Genomic DNA, 21013 nt, shown 5'->3' with positions numbered 1-21013 from the left:
TCTGCGTTACTGTAACTGTTCTTGTAACTCCATCGCAATATATCGGTCTCCCTGAACTTTCACACTTCCGTGTTGATCGCTCCCCTTCCGATGGAATTTAACACTCGATCGGAGACGGCTGATATAATCCTCTGTTCCGAGAAATTCTCGAACATTTTTCTCAACGCTCTCATCAGGTGTATTGAAAATATCCTGTATGTTCGACAATGACTGACAGAACTCGATTACGTCGTCGAAGTACACGAGCTCTCCCTGTTCGAATTCAGCTATGTCCAAATACATCTTTGTTATCTCGTATAGTACATCGCTTGTCTCCTTGTGGGAGAGATTGAGAGACTGCGCTTGATGAGATGTTCCGAGCGTGTCGATAACTTCACTAACGGTGTTCGTAACTGTGGCCGCAGGAACTTCAGTATCGTTGACGTAGACCTCGCTATAGGGGAGTAGCACCTCTACAGTCACGGTTTGTTTTTCACCGTTGGTGGGAATGACAGTAATATCGAGTATTTTTGAAGAGCTGGTCTCTCGACGTTCAATGCTGAGGTTTTGATCGTCAGGGAGACTTTGCTGAATTTCCCTTTCAGCACTATCAAGATAATACTGCCATGCGTTGTTGATGTCCTGTTCTAATTTGTAGTAGAGCGCTGTATCTGCGCCACACTCAGGATTAAGTGAGTTTTGGAGGTTCTGCTTCCGCTCAATAGCTCTGACACCTCCCTGTTTTGTAATTTTATAATCGGAGAGGATAGTTGCCCAGTGATCCTCGTACCATTCATCGTCGTAGTTGTGGTGTTCTCTCTTAGCGTTGAACGTGTCTGTATCTTCTTCAGACGGGGGGAGAAGCGGAGTTAGTTGTTGCCGTCGCCGGTGTCTGTGGAGAAGAGCGTTCGTGACGAGATCCTTGGACGGCGCATCAAGTGACTCAGCGATCCCCTCAAAGCCCTCAAGAAGATGTTGCCACCGTTGTTCAGAGACACGATCGGCATCAAGAAATCGTTCAATCAGATCCACGAGCTCTTCTTCTGGATTCGAACTCTGTGTAGGCAAGCCGCAGACATGCGGAGTCGCTGAGGGACCCTCGTGGTAAAGCGCAAAGTTGTGAGTCCCACCATCGTTTTTCCTAGTAACTTTGACTTCAGGGAACGTCTTCCGCCGTGAACGGTATTGATCGTAGTTCTCATGGGAACTAACCCGCTGTTCCCACATGTCGTTAAACCGAGTTTCGCTGAACGACTTTTCTGAGTATACGCCTTGAAGCCCGATTGTAATCGCGTTCTTGAAGTGGCGTGCCCAGTCTTCGCTTGGGAGATCGTAGGCAGTAACGCTCGCTGGACGGACTACGTTTTCAACGACCCGGTTGTCGGCGACAGAGTAGAGTAATCTGTCATACCATTCATCAACGGCTGTAGCGATTTCATCGCCAACGTTGAACTCAGCGCCAGATACTGACTCAACCGTGAATGAGCCAACTCCGCGGAACGTTGTTTCGACAGTCTCCTGTTCGTCGGGCCCACCAACCGGGGCGATGAGTGCCACATCGAGCCCAATAAGAAGCAATTGTTGTAGGTTGTGACTTGCGCGCACGAATTGACGGTTGTGCTTCAACTCAGATAGCGGAGTGCCACTCGAGAAAACGATCCCACCGCGAGTGTTCCGGTCAGTTAGATCTGATTGATCTGAGATCCCAACGGCAGCGGCAAGATCAGCACGTGTGAATTGTTGTTGGTCCCACTGATCAAGCTCTGACTGTATTTGGCTCGTTAGGTCAATCCCAACCGTCATCGGGTCGCCGAGAACAGCTGATTCGTATGGGTCAGCATCGTAGCGACTGAATTGCGCTTCGAGTTCATCAGCAAGAACGCTTTCATCGACCTGCTCGATGCGGTTTTCGAGATAGTCACGGTACACCTTCGAGAGGTCTTTCCCCCAGCGAGACCCGAGTTTGGCTTGTTTCAGTATCTGGTCGAATAGATTTGAGTCGGGCAACTGTTCTAGCTCAAGCGCTGCTTGTACACCCGGTTGCTCATCGAGAATTTCGATTTTTTCAGTCGTGAGTTCCTCTGCCGTATCTTCATCAGACACTAAGTAGAACACCGCTTCCGGGGTAGACGCAAAGAGTCCGGATTCGCTATCGCTCATTACAGGAAACTAGACAGGATGAAGGTAAAAACTACTGATGAGAACCGGGTGTAGAATCGAGTCATCTTGAGAACGAGGAGTGAGGGAACGTTACCGTCGGTGGAAGTGTATTATTGGTAAATCAACTATTTTTCTCAGGGCCCTCGTGCGCTTAGTGTGTCTAATATGGAGGTACAGCTGACAGCCGATGACGAGAAGTTTGAGAAGAGAAAGAGGCAACTGAAAACAGACGTTCTGGGTTATCTTGCTGACCAGCTTGACAAGCCGTAGTCGAAAAAGAAGGTGGGTGACAACTGGAGATTTCAAGTCTTGTTTGACGAAATCTATCTCCCTAGATGTTTATTCTCCGCGAACTATTATCCAGGAGGTTCAGTCTCTATGGGTTTTCGACACAAGAGTAGGATATCATTTTGATGACGCCGTGGAAGTGAGTATACAACAGATGATTGATCGCCCACTCGATGGTGGCTGATTTCTATTCCTCCTCTGAGGACTCTGCTTAGAACTCTCTACTCAGGATTATCGAACCAATGGGTTACCGACCCGATCCCGACGCATTCTGATGATTTTACGTAATCAAGAAGCTAGATGTAGACTATGTGTCGGTCCCTGCGTACCATCGAACCGCGGTAGCGACGACATCATCACGTGATTGAGTAGGCGACGCAGGATGTTCGGTAACGGCGTCAACGAGGGCTGGGTCAACGCGGATCGTTACACTTGGTGTCTGATCGTCTTTGTCGAGTCCGACAAGATCTCCAAGGAGTTCTCCGTAGGCCGTGGTTTTGAACGAATCAAGATTACTGAACTCATCGGAATCCGCAACTACGCCAGCTAAGGCCTGATCCACTATCGACGATTGTGAGGAGGCACTAGTCTCCGGCTCAGTCTCTGCTCCACGAAGTCGGTCACCAAGGTATGCTGTCGTCGCGTCGGTAGCAACATCAGCGATGGTCATCGGACCTTCGTCAGTCTCTGCTATGAGGTGAGTGGCAAGTGCAGTTGTTAGCGGCTCTAACACAACGGAGAATGCCCGGTGGTCTTCCTGCTCAGGCGATGTAGTGGGGGATTCTGGTGCGGGTTGAGTTTCGGTTGTTTCTGTTTCCGAATTCTCCGATGTGGATTGAGTTTCGGTTGTTTCTGTTTCCGGCTTCGAATCCGACGACACAGATGGAGCATCAGGAGAATTCACATCCTCATCACTGTCTGCCGGCGTAGTAGCGTCCGAATCATCAGACTCAGCGGTTGAACGAGCTGAATCTGATTGTGATGTATTGTGATCGGCATCACCAGCGCTATCGGTATTATCATCATCAGGTGACTCGGTTTCGTCTGCCGATGTCGCTGGCTGCTGACTACGCCGTACGATTTCTTTGAGATCTCCTTTTGAGAGCTCCCCGGATTGTATTGCAGACACAACCCAGTCATCAAGTTGGTTGAATGATGCGCCAGTAGTGCGAACAAGCCCTACGGATTCGGCAGGTGAGCCTTGCGAGTCGGATTTAGTATCGTCCTGATCGTCATCTGAGGTTGTCATGCTGGGTGAGTCTGATTTTCGGGCAGTTGCCGTCGAGGAGCCGGAAGCGCTATCAGAAGCCTCTGTTGTGGTCGGGCCGGTATACGCCGTCTCCTGGGCCAGTACCTGTTTCACGTGCTCGATGTCAATGCCTTCAGCGGGAAGATCGACCGTTGGGGAACGTGATAGACTGGGCAAATCAACATCGGAAAAGAGATCTGTTTCAGTTAATGCACGGACGCTTTGCGTCGTGGCTTGTGTTGGGGTCCGACCGCCGTTGGGAGCCCACGGCGGTGCGCGCCACTGTCCATTCGCGTACAGCGTGTACTCGTCAGCATCCGATGGTGACCAAACGTTACTATCGAGATAATTGAATTGGTTACCAGCCCCGCGATGCGTATGTGTGATAACGGTGTGCTGTGGGTTAGCCGACTCATGTACCGATTCAAGCGCGTCGTATTCCGGATGGTTCACGATGCGGAAGTCATGAACGGTACACTGTCCACTCCGAATCGGAGATTGACCGGACCCAATCAGCTGTACGACACACGCGTCTGGCTGATCCCGTAACACGCCATATAGTCGGCCAGAACTACGTTCACTCGGAACATCTGGGCCAGCGATCGTGATTATCCCGCGTCCTAAGGCCTCATCGGTATGCGAAAACTCCGGGACAGGTTGGACAGTGTCTGCCTCGTATCCCAATCGCTCATACAGCTTTGCGGCCTGCCCAACGACGCGTACTTGGACTCCAAGTTCAAATTGCTCAATCAACGCGCCCAATAGATACGCAACGTGAACACCCACAATACCGCTTGTCGTGACGAGTGTCTGCATTCCGCTATGTGCTTGCTGTAGCGCAATACCTAGCCCCTCAGACAACTCTGAAGAGAAGTTGCTGCTCGTCGCCACGGTGAGAAATAGAACATCTACGTCTTGAATCGACTCAAGTGGGAGTCCCGGATAGCCGCCCGCCCGGGTGAGTGTAAAATCACCCGTCGCAAGAATATACCCGGTGTCGACACCCTGATCCTTCTCAAATCGGAATAGGTACCCCACTGCCCCTGGGACGTGGCCGGCAGGAACCGGATGAAACGCTACTTCTGATCCGACCGACGTCCACTCGTCGACCGGTTCGATCGCCGCTACCATCGAATCATCCGCTTCAACGCCTGTCTGTTGTGTGGCGATATCGAACACGTCGCCGATGATTTTCGCCGTTGCTGGCGAGGTGTATACTGACGTGTCGGGGTCTACACACTGATTGAGAGACTGGTAATGATCCGAGTGCGCGTGAGTGAGACAGACAGCATCAATTGTTTCGCCGGGATTCAGTATCCGATCAAGCTCAAGTTCTGCCCCGGCATCGACTAAGATGGTTGTCGGACTATCGGTGTTCGCAGATTGAAATCGCAAGAGGAAGGACTCATTTCCCCCGCGCGGGTTCGCATGATGATAAGAGAGATTCACCTGAACTTCTACTCTATTCGCAGGTCATAATGATGTGTCGGTTTACATATGCTCCCATAGATGGTTATTCATCGCAACAAGAGGGATTCCAAGGGCAATTTCATCGAACAAACGCCGTCTACGAGTAATCTAGAGCGTAGAAATTCCCGCTGTGAAGAGTATAACAAGTCACTCTACACTCCACTGCGATCACGACGGTAGAGTCGCCGCAGTCGTCCACTTTCACTCCGGTTACTCGACTTTTATATAGCCACGCTAACATCTACTGGTAGTGCCTAGAACACGTATCCTCCACATCAGTGACACCCATCTGGGGAAGCGACAGTATGGATCGGATATTCGACGTGAGGACTTTGCAAAAGCCTTCGAGCAGGCGATCGAGGTTGCGGTCGAGCGTGACGTTGATGCCGTGATTCATACGGGGGACTTATTTGACGATCCGGTTCCGTCGCTCCCGACGGTGATGCGGGCCGCTGATGCGTTGAAGCCGCTTGAAGAGCACGGAATTCCGTTTTACGGGATCGTGGGGAACCACGAACGAAAAAACGACGAGCAGTGGCTTGATCTCCTCCGGCGGACGAGCGCTGCTGCTCGCCTCGGCAAAGAGCCGACGATGGTCGGTGAGGTTGCGCTGTACGGGATCGACGCCGTGCGGCCGAGCGTGTGGGACAATATCGACTTAGAACTCGAAGAACCGCCTGCGGAGGCGGCGTGGACGATCCTGTGTATGCACGAACTCCTCACGCCGCTTGTTCACGGAATGGGGCGTGTCTACCCAGCTTCCGAGGTTATTGACCGAGCCGGGATCGATCTTGATGGGCTCGCGCTGGGCGACCTCCACCAGCCGGCGAGTTCGGTCGTGGACGGGACTGATGTCTGGTACGCGAGTGCGACAGAGCGTGGCGGGAAAGATCAGGAAGAGACGGGCGTCGTACAGCTGCTCGATATCGATAACAGCGGGATTCACCGTCGGCAGATTGAGTTGGAGACGCGACCGTTCGCGGTGTTTGAAATCGCTTTCGGTGAGGATGACGGGGCGACCCACGCCCGTGACGTGCTTGAGAGACATGATCTTGAGGGGGCTGTGGCGAAGATCGAGTTGAGTGGTGAGCGGGCCGCGGTCACTGCCAACGAGGTGACGCAGATGGCACGCGAAGCCGGTGCTGCTGTCGTGAGCGTCGACGACAATCGTGGGCGCGTTGATCTTGACGTCGAGTCAATCGAGGCCATGTCGCTACAGGGACTCGACGGGGCCATCGAGGAGAAACTCGCGGATGAGGACTTTTCGACGGTTGCGCTCGACGTCGATCAGCAGGTTCGGAAAGCGGATGAACTCGACACGAACGTGAATCGTGTCGCGGACACCTTCGCTGAGTCGCTCCGTGATGCCCAGCGCGAAGCATTTGATGATGCCGGACCGGAAGAGACGCCGGAGGGCGTCGAATCGTTGGAGGTTGACGAATGAAAGTCACTGATCTAGACCTACAGAACATCCGAAGCTACGAGGACGAATCGATCGCGTTCCCCGAGGGAACGATGCTCGTCCATGGAGAGAACGGTGCCGGGAAGACGACACTGCTCATGGGGATTTTCGGCGGACTCTTCCTCTCGAATATCCGGAACGTCGGGTCGAACGATTTCAATCTCGACGATATCGTCAGGCGAGGTACGAGAGAAGGCGAGATCGAGTTGACGTTCGAAGTGGCAGAGACACCGTACACCGTCACATGGTCAATCGATACGGAGGGGCAAAACAGCGCAGAGCTTGACTCGCCCGCACTCTCGGAGCCCATCTCAGGGATTCGTGACGTCAGTTCGGAAGTCGTCGATGTGGTCGGCATGGACGAGGACAGTTTCTCTCGTTCGGTGTACGTACAGCAGGGGGAGGTTGATAGCCTGTTTGACGACGACGCTCGGGCGGAGCTCATCGATGACCTGCTCGGACTCGATCGGATCGATCGCTATGAACTCCGGGCAAAGGGTGCCCGTCGTGCGATGGGTCGCATTGCGAGTGAAAATGAGCAATCCGCTGAGAACCATCGTGAGACCATTGACGAGCAGTTTGATCATGATGTCGAGGGCTACGAGGCCGCCATTGCCGATAAAGAGGCGGAGATCTCGGATCAACAGGCAGAAATCGAGGAGATAGAGGAGTTCCTGCAGGAGCTCCGAGACGCGAAAGAGGACGTCGAGCAACGCCTTGAAAATCACGACGAGTTACAGACCGAGCTTGAAGAGGCCGAAGAGGAGCGCGAGGAACTCATCGAAGAGCGAGCAGCGAAACAACGTGAAATCGAGGACGCCGAGACGGCAATTGCGGAGACCGAAACGGAGATCGACACGCTCCACGATGATATCGACGAGAACCAAGAGGCACTCAACCAGCTCGATGACCCATCGACAACAGACCCGATAACCGCTGATCTTTCGACGGAAGAGAGCGCTAAAGAAGCGTTGAGTGCCGCACAGGAAGCGGTCGAAGCGGCACAGATCGAGCAAACAGATCGGGAGGGAACGCTCGACCACGCGGAGACGGAGCGAGATCGACTTATCGACGAACGAGATGCGTCACGCGAGGAAGCCGCAGAGCTCGAAGCGGACCTCGATCACCTGCTCGAAGAGAAGGAGAGCGTAGCGGATGATGTCGAGGCTGCGGAGGAAGACGTTGCGACCGCCGTCGAGAAGCGAGACGCTGTAACCACCGAGTTCCTCCCAGACGAGTCCTGTCCGGACACAATTACTGACGAGACGCGAGAGACTGTCGACACACGCGTTGAGGGGTTGACGACAGAGAAAAATGAACTGTCGGAAGAGCGTGCCGCTGCTGAGGCGTCTCTCGACGCAGCCGAATCAACACGTGAAGAGGCGCAAGCAGCCGTCACGGACGCACGTGACGAGATAGACCAGTTGTCGGACGACCTCGCGGAGGTGGAGTCGGAACTCGAAGACGCCCGTGAGGCGAAAACGGAGGCAAAAAATCAATTCGAGGAAGATCTTGAGGGCCTCGATGCCGATCTCACTACCGTTGACTTGAGCGTGTCCGGTGACACGCTGCAGACGCTCATCGACGAACGGATCCCGGAAACGAAGGGAGAGTTACAGGACGCAATCGAGACAGCGAACACGACGGTCACGGAATTCGAGGCGCGCAAAACGACGCTTGAGGAAGACCGCGACGAGCTACAGGCACTCGATGGAGTAGCGACGTGCCCGAAGTGCGGCCAAGATGTCGATCCGTCTCACGTTGAGACCGAACTCACAGACATCGAATCCGAACTCACCGAGGTTGAAGCCGACCTTGCCGAAGCGAGAGAAGAACACGATGCGCTTGTCGACCGGCGAGACGCTCTCGACGAGTGTCGTGAAGAGGCGATCGAACTGCGGGGCTTCCGTGACGATACGGTTGAGGTGAAAGCTGAGCGCGTGAGTACGCTCGAAGACGAGCGTGAGTCGTTACAGGACGATCATTCCGAGGCCGAGTCCGAACTCGTTGACGCTGAGACCACGCTCGAATCTGCTGAATCGGAGGTTGAGGATCTCGAAACCACGATCGCTAACCTCAAGTCGGACATCGAGTCGCTCGAAGCGGAGATTGAAGAAGGCGAAGACGTTGTTGCAGCCTTCGAATCCGTCGACCAACTCCGACAAGAACGGGACGATCTTGCGGATGAGCTCGCTGATCTCGAAGCTGAACAGGAGGAGCTTGAAGCCGAAATCGCTGACGCGAACGCAGAGATCGACGAGTACGACGAGCGGATTGAAGCGCAGCGCGATACGGTTGCTGAGGCCGAATCGGCGCTTGAGGACGCTCAGCAAGCGGTTGAAACCGCAACGGAACAGCGCGAGCTCGTTGCCGATACGGTGGATGCATACGAAGAGATCGATGAATTAGAGACGACGATCACAGGCCATAAGAAGGATATCGGCCACGCTCGGGAGACAATCGAAAACCTGAACGCCCAGATCACCGGTGTTGAGGAAGATATTGATGAGCTCAACGATGAACTCGGGTCCATCGATGTCGAAGCGCAGCGAGAAAAGTTAGAAACGGCGACGCAGAAGATCGAGGAGCGCGAGGCCACACTAGACGAACTGACTACCGAATTAGACTCGCTCAAGGAAGCACGGACAGTGCTTACAAATGACCTTGAGAATCTAAAGTACTTCCGCGACCAACTCGCACTCGAAGAGGAAAAACGGAAGTGGGCAGAAGAGCGTTCTGACGAGTTCGATCGCATGATCGCGGTGTATCGGAGCACAAAGGCGGATCTCCGTGAGCAGTACCTCGCCTACATCAACCAGTACACGAACGACATCTTCAGCGACATCTACAAGAACAGTAGCTACCAGCAGGTGCGTATCCTCGAAGAGGGCCCCGATGGCACACCATATGCGATTCAGTTACTTCGTGATGACGGGACGCTCGAACACCCGAGTAACGCCAGCGGCGGGGAACGTGCCATCGTCAACCTCGCGCTCCGAGCCGGCATCTACAAACTCATCGCCGAAATGCGTGAGGGCGACAGCGGTCGTCTTCCGCCATTCATCCTCGATGAGCCGACGACATTCCTCGATAAGGGCCACATCGGGCGTCTCGAACAGATGCTTGACAGTATCTCCGAGTGGGATGTCCCGCAAGTGATTGTGGTCTCTCATGACGAGCGACTCATTCAGGGCGCTGAACACGAGATTGAAGTCTCAATCGACGACGCCACGAACGCCAGTAGAGTCGACGTGTATCGAGGTGGACGCATCCCAGGTGACGAGTAAATGGACGAACGCGCTTTCGACGTGGTGCGACAGCTCGCCGAACGCGTTGATGCTGGCATCCCGCGCGAAGTGAATGATCAGGCCGCACACGCCCGCGAACTGTTCGGGCTCCTTGGGTATGACGGGGGAACGGTTGAGCCGATCGGCGAACCGGAGTATTTCAAGACTCGCAAGGCGGAGCTCGGGACATGGACTGACGACCCGTGGACCGAGCCGACGTACGGTGTCGATGCCAGTACGACCCGGCCGTTGGAATACAACAACGGACTCGTCGTCGACACAGCACACGCAAAAATCGGGGTGAGCGGCGCTGACAGCGATCGAAGTGCCGAGCGCCGAGGGACAGTGGTCACTGGGGTGTACCTCGAAGACGACGATGTGACACTCCACCACGAACAGACTGAACGTGGGAGTGTCGAAGGCGAAATCATTCGCATCCCTGAGATGCGTCAGCGAGCGAATGTCACCTCGATTCTTACGTCCACCGTACAGCGGCTCGCAGAGGGGAAGCACGCACGGCGGTGTCTCGACGTGGTGGACGGGCCACTGTTCCTCGACGGTTCTGTGTATCCGCTCAGCGTCATCTATTGGACGCTGCTCGACCGTGCCGGGCAAGGCGCACCGATCGGCAACTGGGATCTTCCCACTGATGTCATCGAGAACTACGTCGCAGTCGTCGATGCATGTTTTGAACGCGATGTGCCCGTGTTGGGCGTCGTGAAGACCTCCTCAATGGGTGAACTCACAGATTCGCTCAGAACGAAGATCACACAACACGATCTCCGGGGCCCACACGGGACGCTACATGACGTTCCGTGGCTCCGCGACCACCAGTTCATCGGGGAAGTGCTCCGCGATGACAGCCTTGACCACCTCACGTACACCTCCTGGTTCGTCCAAACAGATGTCGAACTCCGGGGCAACTCATTCGATCTGCTGACAGCAGTGTCTGATGAGCTCAGCCACGGTCAACCGGACGCGTACCGGCGTGCGTTCGCGTATGTTCGCACACCAAAAACGGGGAACGTGTTCCGAATCGAGACGCCGATACTGTTTCTCACTGATGACGAGCGTCGAGAACAGATCCTCCTGAAAGCGCTCAAAGAAATTGCCCGTCAAAGCGACGTGCCGCGAGCCGTCGCGCGCGCCGACCGCATCGCACGCATCAGTCCCGACAACCGCGAAACGATCCGTGACGCGCTCCAAACGGTCGAGTCTGCGTTCGACTATAACCGCGACGGGCGTTGGAGCCACCTCGAAGATTCCCGAACCTATGAGTGACAACATCGACGACATTCTCGACAAGGACCCGGTCGCAAACAACTCCGAGCAGTCCGAACAGACACAAAGCGACGAATCAAGTACAGTAGACACCGAGCCTGACGGCACTGAAGTGCCGGAGCGAACGGTCCCGAATGGCGTGTCTACACCTACAGATGATGAACTTGGACACGTCCTCGCAAGCGAGGAGATCCACGTCAGCAGACGCGACTATCAAGTGAACGCGTTCATTCGAACGGGAGCGAGAGCGGGGATCCGCCTTGGTGATTACGTGCAGATCCCGTATCCGGACGACGGGAGTGAGTTGTTCGCAGTGACGGATTCGCTGCGCTACGAGACGTACACTGATCTTGACGACAAATCTGACGCCCACAACCAGATCAGCGCGCATGTTGACCTTGACGAGTCAGAGTTCGTCCAAGTTGCCGAGTTGGAACCGTTGGCTATTCTCAAAAACGTGGGATCGGATGACATTGAGAGCGGCATTGTCAACCGGATTCCGAAACCGAACTCCCCAGCACGGCTGGCTCGTGATGAAGATTGTCTCCGAACCGGACTGAACATTCCGGGCGAGGGGATTTTCACCGGATGGCTCTCTGTCGGCGGCGAGCCGATGACGGTTAACAACGAGAACTTCCCATACTACCTCAGTAACCCCGGGATCGATCGGGAGACGGGAGACGTTGAGGACGGTGAGCCCGCCGTGTTCAGACACGCTCTCGTTGCGGGTTCGACCGGGAAGGGTAAGACCCACTTTACGAAGAACGTGTTGCGACAGTTCGTCTCTGAGAAGCGCTATCCAATTCGCCACCACGAGACAGGTGAAGAGGAACAGCGACGGCTCAATCTCGTCATCATCGACCCCGAAAACGAGTACTGGGAGATGCGCGAGGACAACAGCGCAGTCGTGAACAATGACGCGGTACAGCAGGAGCTCCGCCGACACAACATCAAGCACGGCGGCGTCGACGACCTGAATGTGTTCGTCCCGCAGGTTGCCGGCACGAATGCGCCTTCGACGATGGAGAGCCGTGAACTCTCGATTCCCTTTGAGATCGTCCGTGGTCGGCCTGAAATGCTGATGCCGTACACGCCGACCGAGGTTACACGCGGTGCGATCGAAGACTGCATCAACGCGTACTTTTCGTGCTTCGATTCGCAGGGCGGCTACCCTGACCGCTCCGTTGACCGTCCGAAGTACATTGATTTCCTTGAGTTCCTCGACGAGCACGACTACGATGAGAGCCGACTACGCGAGGAGAACAACATTGCGGGGGGAACGTGGAGTGCAGTGAATCGGCGTGTTGACCGTGACACATTCCGGCAGGTGTTCGACCAGGGAACTGCGTTTCTCCCGGACATCTCCGATACGGTGTTCCGCGAAGGGCAGGTGACGGTGATCCCAACGAGTCACCTCAACGGCGGGAAAGAGAGCCTCACTGTACTGTCGATCCTCTCGTACATCATCGAGAACAAGATCGATGATTATCAGGTTGATCCGGCAGTTCGTGACACGCCGATGCTCGTCGCGGTTGACGAAGCGCACAATTACCTGGCGAGTGCGAGCAGCCTCCGCGAAGAATACATTCTCCGACGGGCGCGCGTCGCTGTCAAGCAGGGACGGAAGTACAAGCTTGGACTGTGTCTCATCACACAGAATCCGGATGACGTTGACGACGACGTGATCAAGCAAATCAATACAAACATCTTCCTCGGACTGAAGGCCGAGGTCGTCGATGACGTGCCATCGATCCCCACCGAGTTCAAAAAAGATCTCCCGAACTTCGGCAAGGGAGAAGCCGTCGTGAAAGCACCAGATGTCGAAGCGGTTGAGGTCAAAGGTCTCCCCTACTGCGTCACCCGACACGGTAACTGACGATTCCGGGCTGTGGGACGTGCGGTGCGTCCGTACTCCGGTTGAGGCGTTCCGGAACGCCGGATCACGCGATCTGATCGAGTACGCTGAGCGCCCCGAATTCTCCTAACGGAGTGCCCACGACGCAACGGGCACAATCATATCGGTTTTTTAGTGTGAGGTGCTGACCGTGGTGTGTCTGGTGTGAGTGGGCGACACGCTAATGATATTCCTGTGAGAATACATTGGTATGCCGAAAGTAAGCGTGGAGATTCCACAGGAGTTGCTTGATGATCTCGATACCCACGTTGGTGATGATGGGAAGTTTGTCAACCGAAGCGACGCGGTCCGGGCCTCGATTCGCAAAACACTCGATATGCTCGATGAGATCGACGAACGACATGATCGGGTCGATCCGGAGGTGACCGAGTAACACCATTTCAACGCGGGGTTGGGGAACGTCCCATCACGGAGCCCACCCTAATGGAGGCATTCAAGAGAAGCGATGATGAGTGATATCTGTTTGTACGTGAGTACCGATTTCTTGTACTTCTTTGGTCGCATCCGACAGAACGCTTATTCGAGCGGTCCACGAAGAAAGAGTATGGCGAGTGCGACACGCGACGCATCCAACGGGGAAGGCGTCGAGTTCATACACGAAGATGACGGCTCGATCACTGCGAGAGATATCGAGACCGGTGTCGCCTCCTTCGGCGAGACGAAAGCGGAAGCTCTCCGAATGCTTGCAGAAGCGATCGAACTTCACGAAGGCGGCGGCGAACCCGTCACTGATGAGGACCTCGAAGAGTGGGACATCGAAGATACGGAGCCCGGTGACAAGGAGCTTCCCGAATTTATGCGGTGAATGGTCCGGACGAACTTCTCCGGGCGCGAGATTGCGTCTGTTCTCCACGACTTCGGGTACAAGCGTGCGGGTCGTGTCGGTAGTCACCTGAAAATGCGGTATGAATCACCAGATACGGACGAAGTCCGGATCGTGACTGTTCCTATGGCGTCAGAAGACGAGATTCCGACCGGAACGCTGCAGTCGATTGCTGACCAGTGTGGAGCCGACGACTTTCACACGTGGTGTGAGTGGATCGACGAGCATCGGTGACGTTCGGCTCGACGCCGACTCGTCGACCATTTACTCGCGCACACTCGGATCATTTCCAAAGATATCCTATTGCAGTCTGGCGCTTTTGGCACGTTTCAGCAGACGATTGAGATTGGGACGAGGAACCGGCGTGCGGGACGTACGATGCGTGTGCGTTCCGGCTTGAGGCGTTCCGGAATGCCGGGTCACGCGATCCGATCGGGTATGCTGAGCGGCCGGAGTTTTCGTAACTCACGAGTCGATTTTACTCGTCCCAGAATGCCTCGATCCGTTCGTCAAGACGAGAGAGTACGGAGGCGAGCACGTCTCGCCACTCGGGTGGATACTCAGCATCGTCGCCTGGTGTTGATGCATCCGGGGGCGGGTGAAAATGCTCGCGGGTGTTGTGATCGTTGGGGTGGCGATCCCATCGACACTCCCACGAATTGTTCGTTTGATACTGCTCAGAATAGTGGATGCTGAAGTCGTCGGTCTCGAACCAGCGGATCCGTAGATACGCGCGGGTGACCCCGCCTGGATAGTATTCGAGATCATAGTCAGCGACGACTGCGTTCGGCGCGTATTCCGGTCGTGTCTGGATGTCGTCGAACCGTTCACTACGGAGAAGATGTGTAGCAATCCGGTCGAGGATTTCTGTATCGGTGGGACCGCGACTGGGCGGGTCAGCCGTGTCCTCAGGCATCGACTGGACCGGGCTTGCTACCAGTGACTGGATTGTTTCGGCGTGCTGCGTCGAGGAGTGCGGCTCGCTGTTCGAGTGTCTCCCACTCGGAGAGCGCTTCCCAAGCTGCTTCGGTGGAGAGATTTTGCTCTTGGGTTGCGTCGACGAGTGAGACTTCGTCCGGGTGTTCTGCCTCGAACTGTGTTCTGTAGTCCTCGATCTGTTCGAGCGCATCACCGAGTGCGTCGACAATCTCCTGCTCGGAGTGTTCTTCGCGGATCCGGTCGATGCGTCGCCACTGAAAGTACGCGTCCTTGCGTTCGTACCGGACTGGGCGGCCATCGTGCCGCTGAACCATCCCCATCTCGTCGAACCACTCTAAGTAATCCCGAGCTGTTTCGGTGTCACAGTCGGCGCGCTCAGCGATCGTCGATACCTTCGTCGGCGTGCGAAGCCCGACGACAATATCCAGAAGTCGCTCTCGGATCGGCCCGCGCTTGAGGAGCGAGTCGGGGGATTCCTGCTCGTTGAGAGCAGGCGGTGACTCCCCGCCGTCGTATGCGTCGTCGGGGATGTCTGTGAGGTCCATGTGTGAGAGGCTCCGTACGGTGGTCTACCGGTTGTAGCGATATATATCTATGGTGCGCTGAATTATTTCTGTTTTAGTCCTGCTGGTATTGATTCTGTACGGGTACGTATACGTCGACGAAAGGGTCGCGTAGTGCGTTGAGGTGGTCGTGGATCGTCCCTGCTGTGGTGAGTGGAATGGCATGAGGTCATGAATCACTTCCCGACTCTCGCTGTTCGTGAAGATCTCGTAGGTAGGCGATCGCTGCGACACCAACGTCAATCCCCCAAGCATAGTCATCCTCACCGAAGGCAGCAGTACCCGCCATGCGATGAGTATAGCCGTCGACGAGGGTGAAACGGATACAGTTCACTACGTCGTCTTCCCCGAATTGCTCGACAGCGTCGCTGATATACTGGTCGAAATGACCATCTGGATGTTCGGTGGATCGCGGATCAGCGGCGCGTTCCAATGCCAGATCAATAACCGCATCGACTGACGGAGCCGATGGATCTCCCGTGTTTTCTCGAATCCGGTACCCCTCGTCGGAATACATATTGCCGCGTACGAATTCCAAATGCTAAAACTCCAACCAGTCCTTGGTCAGAGAGTAGGCACCATACTCGACACGTCAAACCTGAAGCGTGGCGCGCTACTGTCACTCGTCGAGTCGGCGTTTATCAGCATCAGTGAGGAGGTGCACATCGTATTCACCTTCGAGAGTAGCGATTTCTTCGAGACATTCGCGGGCGGCCGCTTCGTCTCCGTCATCGGGATGCTGCTTGCCCTGCTGACGCTTAACCTTCGCTAGGCCTTGTTTCCCGTCGTAGCGAGGCAACGTCTGACAGTAGTACTGAGCAGCCTTGTCGAGATGCTCCCCACACTCGCCCGTCACACCGTTCTCTTGTTTGATCGTCTTGGCGAGCTTCCAGTGTGTCTCCGCAAGTCGCCCTGCGACGTTTCGTTCTTCGTAATCCTCTGAGGCCAGTTCCATCGTCTCTTCCAATAGATCTAGCGCTTCGTGAAGATCCGCCTCTGTACTACTACAGGTAGTTCTGCGACGTACGACCTCACTCCGGTCACTGAGTTACACACGAATCGTTGTGAGATCTCTCGGTCGGTAGTGATTTGCGCGCGGATGTAACGCGCCACAACGGGGGAGGGGTGTCCCGAGTGAAAGTCGGACTGGCGGTCCCCATCCCAGCGGCCGGTACAGTACCGAACGCGTGTCCTCTGTGTCACACGATGGTCACGAGCTGATCTGCGATGTCAGCGAGCCGGTCCGAGTCATCAAGGACGAATATCCATTGTCCAGGGAGCGCTGACGCTCCGAACCTCGCTCCGGCGGCTGCCCCCGCGATCGCTCCGATCGTATCAGTGTCGCCGCCGCGGTTCACAGCCGTCACGATCGCTTCTTCGGCACTCTCTGCAGAGAGCGCGTCGTGGAGTGCTGTTTGCAGCGAATGGACGACGTAACCCGGATGTGTCCAGTGAGCCCGGTGTCTCACCGCAGGCAAGCGGTTCTAGTGCTGCCATGAGCTCGTTGGGTGCATCCGGATCGACACGATCGAGCGCGTTTCGTAACGGTGAAGCAGTACCGTTCAGAATCCCTGCGATTGTGAGGTTCAGGACCGCGCACCCGTACGTACACCGCGGGTCTGCGTGCGTGATCTCCGAGGACTGCTGACTTGTTTCGATAAGCCGGTCGGCATCGTTCGCGTACGGGATAGCGAGCGGCGCGCACCGCATCACGCTCCCGTTCCCTGCGTTCTCCCCCTCTGGACTGTTCTCCCACACGTGACGGCCTGCTTCGTCCCACGCGTCGCCGTGTTTGAGGCGATTGATCGCTTTCGCCGTCATCCGTCCGATGTCGAACGGCTCGCTATCGTACCACGCGACGAACCGGTCCGCGATGTCTACCGGGTCGAACCCACGCCGTTCGATGAGGCTCTGAGCAATACATCGCGCTTGGTCAGTGTCGTCCGTAACCGTCCCTGCCGGCTGATTCCACGTCCCGTGCCCGACCATCTCATCAAGCCGGCCGTGTTCAGCAGTGATCGCTGACGCAGACTTGAACTCAACCGGCCGGCCAAGCGCATCCCCGCATGCCAATCCAAGCAACACCCCACGCGCACGATCCGAATCCATACGCTACGCAAGAACAAGCAGCAAGAAAAACATGAACCAGCGGAAGTCACTGTCAGCGACGCTTTCCGCACAGAGACACTCGACTACTACGATCACGCGTGTACCCTGACTGGCATTCGAGAAGATGAGCTACTCAATCTCGCACATATTCTCCCGCGGAGCCAACGCCCTGAGCTCGCCGAACATCCGGAGAGCGTTCTCGTATTGAACTCGCTACACCACCGCGCATTTGACGCCGCACTATCCACTATCGCCAGCGACTACCGCATCCAGACAAGCTCCTCATTCGATCCAGCGCACCCGTTTCTCCGCGAAACAATCCTTGACCGGAACGGCGACCAACTCGCGCGTCCACCCACAGTACAGATCCAGCCATCGTTCCTCAACGATCTCAACGCTGGCCTCTCCTGGCTATCGTAACGAATCGAGACACTACTGAGATCCGGGACGCATACCACTTCCAGTTTCACTGCCCGCGCGTGGCTCACCCCTTTTACGTATCTGTCCATCGTCGTGAGTATGCGAACGACACACCAACCGACGGTCCAACTCCCCGAACTCACGCCAGGCATCACACTCGTCGATGTTGACGCTGATCTCGGCGTGACACCCGTCCAAGCACTCCTCCTCGATCACGTCCTCACCCGGGACGGCCCTGCCTACTGGGTTGATGGCGCGAACAGCGCGAACACGACCCGGCTACGCGAACTCGCGCCAGCCGACCGCGTGCTCACCCGGATCGACGTCGCCCGCGGCTTCACCGCACACCAACACACGTCACTACTTGACCGACTCGCTGGCCGACTCAACACGGAGGTGTCCCCGTCGCTCGTCGTTGCGACCGGGGTCGATAGCACGTACCGCACTTCCGACATCACCGACGACCGTGCCGAACAACTGTTCATCAGGGCGATCGCGTCGATTGCACGGATCGCCCGCGTACACGACATTCCAGTTATCGTGACACGGTGCCGTGATGACGAGTTCTCACGGCCGCTCCGTCGCGCCGCAACGACACACCTCCACTGCCGAGTGACACCGTTCGGCCCCTCCTTCAAGGACAGAACAGGTGACACGGAGACGTTGGTGTACCACACAAGTGACGGGTGGATACAGACGACACTCGCGTACTGGCAGGACGTGCTCGAACACCGCGCCCGGATGCACGAGGCGTCAACGCTTGAACGCGCCGCAAGCCCTGTGGGGACGCAGTGATGGGACGGACGAACCCGACCTACCGAGACCAACTCGGATCGATTGAAAACGAGTGGAGCGAGTACCGCCGGACGCTGCGGCGAGACGACCAGTTCATTTTCGATCACCTGTTCGTGTACGCTCGGGACCACGCTGACGCCGCTGGGAACCTCAACCACTCCAATCCGTTAGCGCCGGTCTGGATGGCGATCGCGCTCGAACAGGATCGACGGATCACCGAACTGGAAGCCCAAGTCGACGCACTCACCGACGAGTAATCCGTGACCCTCACGCTGGACTACCTCGATGACGCCCGCGTCGCCGCATGGACACTCACCACAGACGGCGTCACCCGCCAAGTCATTGAACAGTACCAACCGACCCTGTTTGTTGGTGATGCTCCAAGCGATCTCTACGGACGGAGCGGTGGGTCCGACCCGACCCCACCGCCACGCACCGAGCTCTCCAACGCACTTGCGCAGCTCCGATCGTTCCTTGACGGTCAACAAGCGGTCGCAGCCCTCGACGTGGAGTCCCACCGCCAGACGTTCCGGACGGACCCCCGGCCACTCCTCCGCGTTGATGCGACATCGATCGACGCTCTCCGAACAATCACAAAGCGTGTTCGACAGTTCGACCAACCGGACACGTACACGTGCTACAACGTCGATCTCACGCGACAACTACGGTTTTGCCTCGAAACAGGAACACCAGCCGCCCCCGACCGAACAGTCCGTGACGTTCAAACGCTCCACTTTACCTTTCCCAGCCACGAATCCGGCATTGAATCCCTCCCGCAACTCACCGTTGACGGTGATCGCGTCGGAACAACACCACGTGAAGTAGTTACAGGCGTCCACGAGACGCTCAACGAGCGCGACCCCGACGTGCTGGTCATGTCGAGCGCTGACCTCGTCCCGCTCCTGTTCGAGGCCGCCGACACATACGGCATCAACCTCGAACTCGGTCGGCAACCCGGGTACACCCAACTCGCCAGCGAATCGACATACACCTCCTACGGGACTGTCGGTCACTCACCGGCGCGGTACACGGTTCCCGGCCGCGTCATCATCGACGAATCCAACTCGTTTTTCTACCACGAAACCGGCCTCGCAGGCTGTCTCGATCTCGTTGAACGCGCCGGATTACCGTTAGAAGAGCTTGGGTGGGCGTCGATCGGTCGGGTCCTGACCGCCATACAGATCCGAGAAGCCCGACGTCGGGACGTCCTAACCCCGTGGCGAGCGTGGCGACCCGAACTGTTCAAAACGGCGTTGACGTTAGACGACGCCGACCGCGGCGGCACCACGTTCGCCCCCGACGTCGGTATTCACGAGACCGTTCACGAACTCGACTTCGCCTCACTGTACCCCAACATCATCCGCACACGAAACATCTCACCGGAAACCGTCCGCTGCGGGTGCTGTGACAGCAACGATGTCCCCGACCTCGGGTACTCCATTTGCGATCGTGACGGGTACCTTCCAGACGTACTCGGCCCGCTGATCGACGCGCGAAGCGACATCAAACAGCAGATCTCAGCCGCCGCCGGCGCAGAACGCGAGCAGCTGGAAGCGGCGTCGTCAGCGATCAAGTGGATTCTCGTCTCCTGCTTCGGGTACCAAGGCTTCTCGAACGCGAAGTTCGGTCGGATCGAGTGTCACGAAGCGATCAACGCGTTCGCCCGCGAACTCCTCTTGGACGCCAAGACCGCACTCGAAGACGCCGGATGGCGAGTCGTCCACGGCATCGTCGACTCGATCTGGGTGACACCCGCTGCGGGCCGCGACCAACGTGACCTACAGACGGTCGCCGCCGAAATCACCGAAGCCACCGGGATCGAACTGGAGTACGAATGCGCGTTCGACTGGATTGCGTTCTGCCCGATGCGTAACAGCGAGTCCGGCGCACTCACCAGGTATTTCGGCAAACGCCGCAGCGAAGATGTCCCCGAGGCCGAAGGCGAGCTCGGCGACGCGATCAAAACCCGCGGCATCGAGGGGCGACAGCGCTCAACTCCCCCATGGGTCGAGGACCTACAAGCCGACGCCCTCGCGGTCTTCGCTGAGACACGCTCACCACAAGCCGTCTGTGATCGCCTTCAACGTGCCCTTGCTCGACTGCGTGCAGGCGACGTCGATCCCGCCCGCCTCGTCATCGACAACCGTGTCTCCAAACACGTCGACGACTACACGATGGGTACGTGTTTACCCCGAGGTCTCGACAGCCGGCACAGCGTGAGCCCGTGAGATAATCTCATTGTTGCTGACGACTCGACGAAGCTCTTCGTATGG

16 protein-coding genes and 3 pseudogenes are annotated in these 21013 nt (G+C 56.5%); 12 read left to right on the top strand and 7 right to left on the bottom strand.

Annotation, left to right across the window (positions count from 1 at the left end; translation table 11 throughout):
• Positions 1 to 6: 6 nt before the first annotated feature.
• Positions 7 to 2139: a hypothetical protein gene (locus J2751_RS11165; RefSeq protein ID WP_209486072.1), complete on the bottom strand. Its 2133-nt coding sequence runs from the start codon at positions 2137 to 2139 to the stop codon at positions 7 to 9.
• 595 nt (positions 2140 to 2734) lie between these two features.
• Positions 2735 to 5125 (bottom strand): MBL fold metallo-hydrolase, encoded by a 2391-nt coding sequence (locus tag J2751_RS11160; protein WP_209486070.1) that lies wholly within the window; start codon positions 5123 to 5125, stop codon positions 2735 to 2737.
• A 271-nt stretch (positions 5126 to 5396) separates the two neighbouring features.
• On the opposite strand from J2751_RS11160, the gene J2751_RS11155 reads away from it, so the two are divergent.
• The 8 genes and pseudogenes from J2751_RS11155 to J2751_RS11120 all read left to right on the top strand — a co-directional run.
• A complete protein-coding gene (locus J2751_RS11155) occupies positions 5397 to 6590 on the top strand; it encodes a metallophosphoesterase (protein WP_209486068.1) in 1194 nt (397 codons plus the stop codon).
• Complete coding sequence (locus J2751_RS11150) at positions 6587 to 9895, top strand: AAA family ATPase (protein WP_209486066.1); 3309 nt, start codon at positions 6587 to 6589, stop codon at positions 9893 to 9895. Before J2751_RS11155 ends, J2751_RS11150 begins: the two co-directional genes overlap by 4 nt.
• A complete protein-coding gene (locus J2751_RS11145; protein ID WP_209486064.1) occupies positions 9896 to 11176 on the top strand; it encodes a DNA double-strand break repair nuclease NurA in 1281 nt (426 codons plus the stop codon).
• Positions 11169 to 13052, top strand: a complete 1884-nt coding sequence (locus J2751_RS11140) for an ATP-binding protein (protein WP_209486063.1) — start codon at positions 11169 to 11171, stop codon at positions 13050 to 13052. The genes J2751_RS11145 and J2751_RS11140 overlap by 8 nt, the downstream gene beginning before the upstream one ends.
• A 229-nt stretch (positions 13053 to 13281) precedes the next feature.
• On the top strand, positions 13282 to 13464 hold the full coding sequence (locus J2751_RS11135; protein ID WP_209486062.1) for a ribbon-helix-helix domain-containing protein: 183 nt from the start codon (positions 13282 to 13284) through the stop codon (positions 13462 to 13464).
• Positions 13465 to 13635: 171 nt separating this feature from the next.
• A complete protein-coding gene (locus J2751_RS11130; protein ID WP_209486061.1) occupies positions 13636 to 13896 on the top strand; it encodes a type II toxin-antitoxin system HicB family antitoxin in 261 nt (86 codons plus the stop codon).
• A complete protein-coding gene (locus J2751_RS11125) occupies positions 13897 to 14148 on the top strand; it encodes a type II toxin-antitoxin system HicA family toxin (protein WP_209486060.1) in 252 nt (83 codons plus the stop codon).
• 116 nt (positions 14149 to 14264) lie between these two features.
• Positions 14265 to 14378, top strand: a pseudogene (locus J2751_RS11120) (7-cyano-7-deazaguanine synthase QueC); the annotation flags it as partial.
• Between the two features lie 14 nt (positions 14379 to 14392).
• On the opposite strand, the gene J2751_RS11115 reads toward J2751_RS11120, so the two are convergent.
• The 5 genes and pseudogenes from J2751_RS11115 to J2751_RS11095 all read right to left on the bottom strand — a co-directional run bounded on the left by J2751_RS11115 (position 14393) and on the right by J2751_RS11095 (position 17525).
• Positions 14393 to 14830 (bottom strand): hypothetical protein, encoded by a 438-nt coding sequence (locus tag J2751_RS11115; RefSeq protein ID WP_209486058.1) that lies wholly within the window; start codon positions 14828 to 14830, stop codon positions 14393 to 14395.
• Positions 14823 to 15398 (bottom strand): DUF7342 family protein, encoded by a 576-nt coding sequence (locus tag J2751_RS11110; RefSeq protein ID WP_209486056.1) that lies wholly within the window; start codon positions 15396 to 15398, stop codon positions 14823 to 14825. Before J2751_RS11110 ends, J2751_RS11115 begins: the two co-directional genes overlap by 8 nt.
• 187 nt (positions 15399 to 15585) lie before the next feature.
• On the bottom strand, positions 15586 to 15933 hold the full coding sequence (locus J2751_RS11105; protein ID WP_209486054.1) for a hypothetical protein: 348 nt from the start codon (positions 15931 to 15933) through the stop codon (positions 15586 to 15588).
• A 102-nt stretch (positions 15934 to 16035) separates the two neighbouring features.
• Positions 16036 to 16371 carry a hypothetical protein gene (locus J2751_RS11100; RefSeq protein WP_209486052.1) on the bottom strand — a complete coding sequence of 112 codons (336 nt, stop codon included), beginning with the start codon at positions 16369 to 16371 and terminating at the stop codon, positions 16036 to 16038.
• Positions 16372 to 16615: 244 nt separating this feature from the next.
• Positions 16616 to 17525, bottom strand: a pseudogene (locus tag J2751_RS11095) (ADP-ribosylglycohydrolase family protein).
• Between J2751_RS11095 and J2751_RS11090 the strand changes: the two are divergent.
• From J2751_RS11090 to J2751_RS11075, 4 genes and pseudogenes are all read left to right on the top strand, one after another.
• Positions 17475 to 17945, top strand: coding sequence for an HNH endonuclease (locus tag J2751_RS11090; protein WP_321168715.1), 471 nt, complete (start codon positions 17475 to 17477; stop codon positions 17943 to 17945). The pseudogene J2751_RS11095 and the gene J2751_RS11090 sit on opposite strands and share 51 nt — an antisense overlap.
• Positions 17946 to 18044: 99 nt before the next feature.
• Positions 18045 to 18740 (top strand): P-loop NTPase family protein, encoded by a 696-nt coding sequence (locus J2751_RS11085; RefSeq protein ID WP_209486050.1) that lies wholly within the window; start codon positions 18045 to 18047, stop codon positions 18738 to 18740.
• Positions 18740 to 18997 (top strand): hypothetical protein, encoded by a 258-nt coding sequence (locus J2751_RS11080; protein WP_209486048.1) that lies wholly within the window; start codon positions 18740 to 18742, stop codon positions 18995 to 18997. The genes J2751_RS11085 and J2751_RS11080 overlap by 1 nt, the downstream gene beginning before the upstream one ends.
• A 3-nt stretch (positions 18998 to 19000) precedes the next feature.
• Positions 19001 to 20911, top strand: a pseudogene (locus J2751_RS11075) (type B DNA-directed DNA polymerase); the annotation flags it as partial.
• Between the last annotated feature and the right edge of the window lie 102 nt (positions 20912 to 21013).

The organism is Halorubrum alkaliphilum, assembly GCF_017873815.1.
GTDB classification, from domain to species: domain Archaea; phylum Halobacteriota; class Halobacteria; order Halobacteriales; family Haloferacaceae; genus Halorubrum; species Halorubrum alkaliphilum.
The sequence above is the reverse complement of the archived record's forward strand: the minus strand, read 5'-3'. Positions and strand labels throughout refer to the sequence as shown.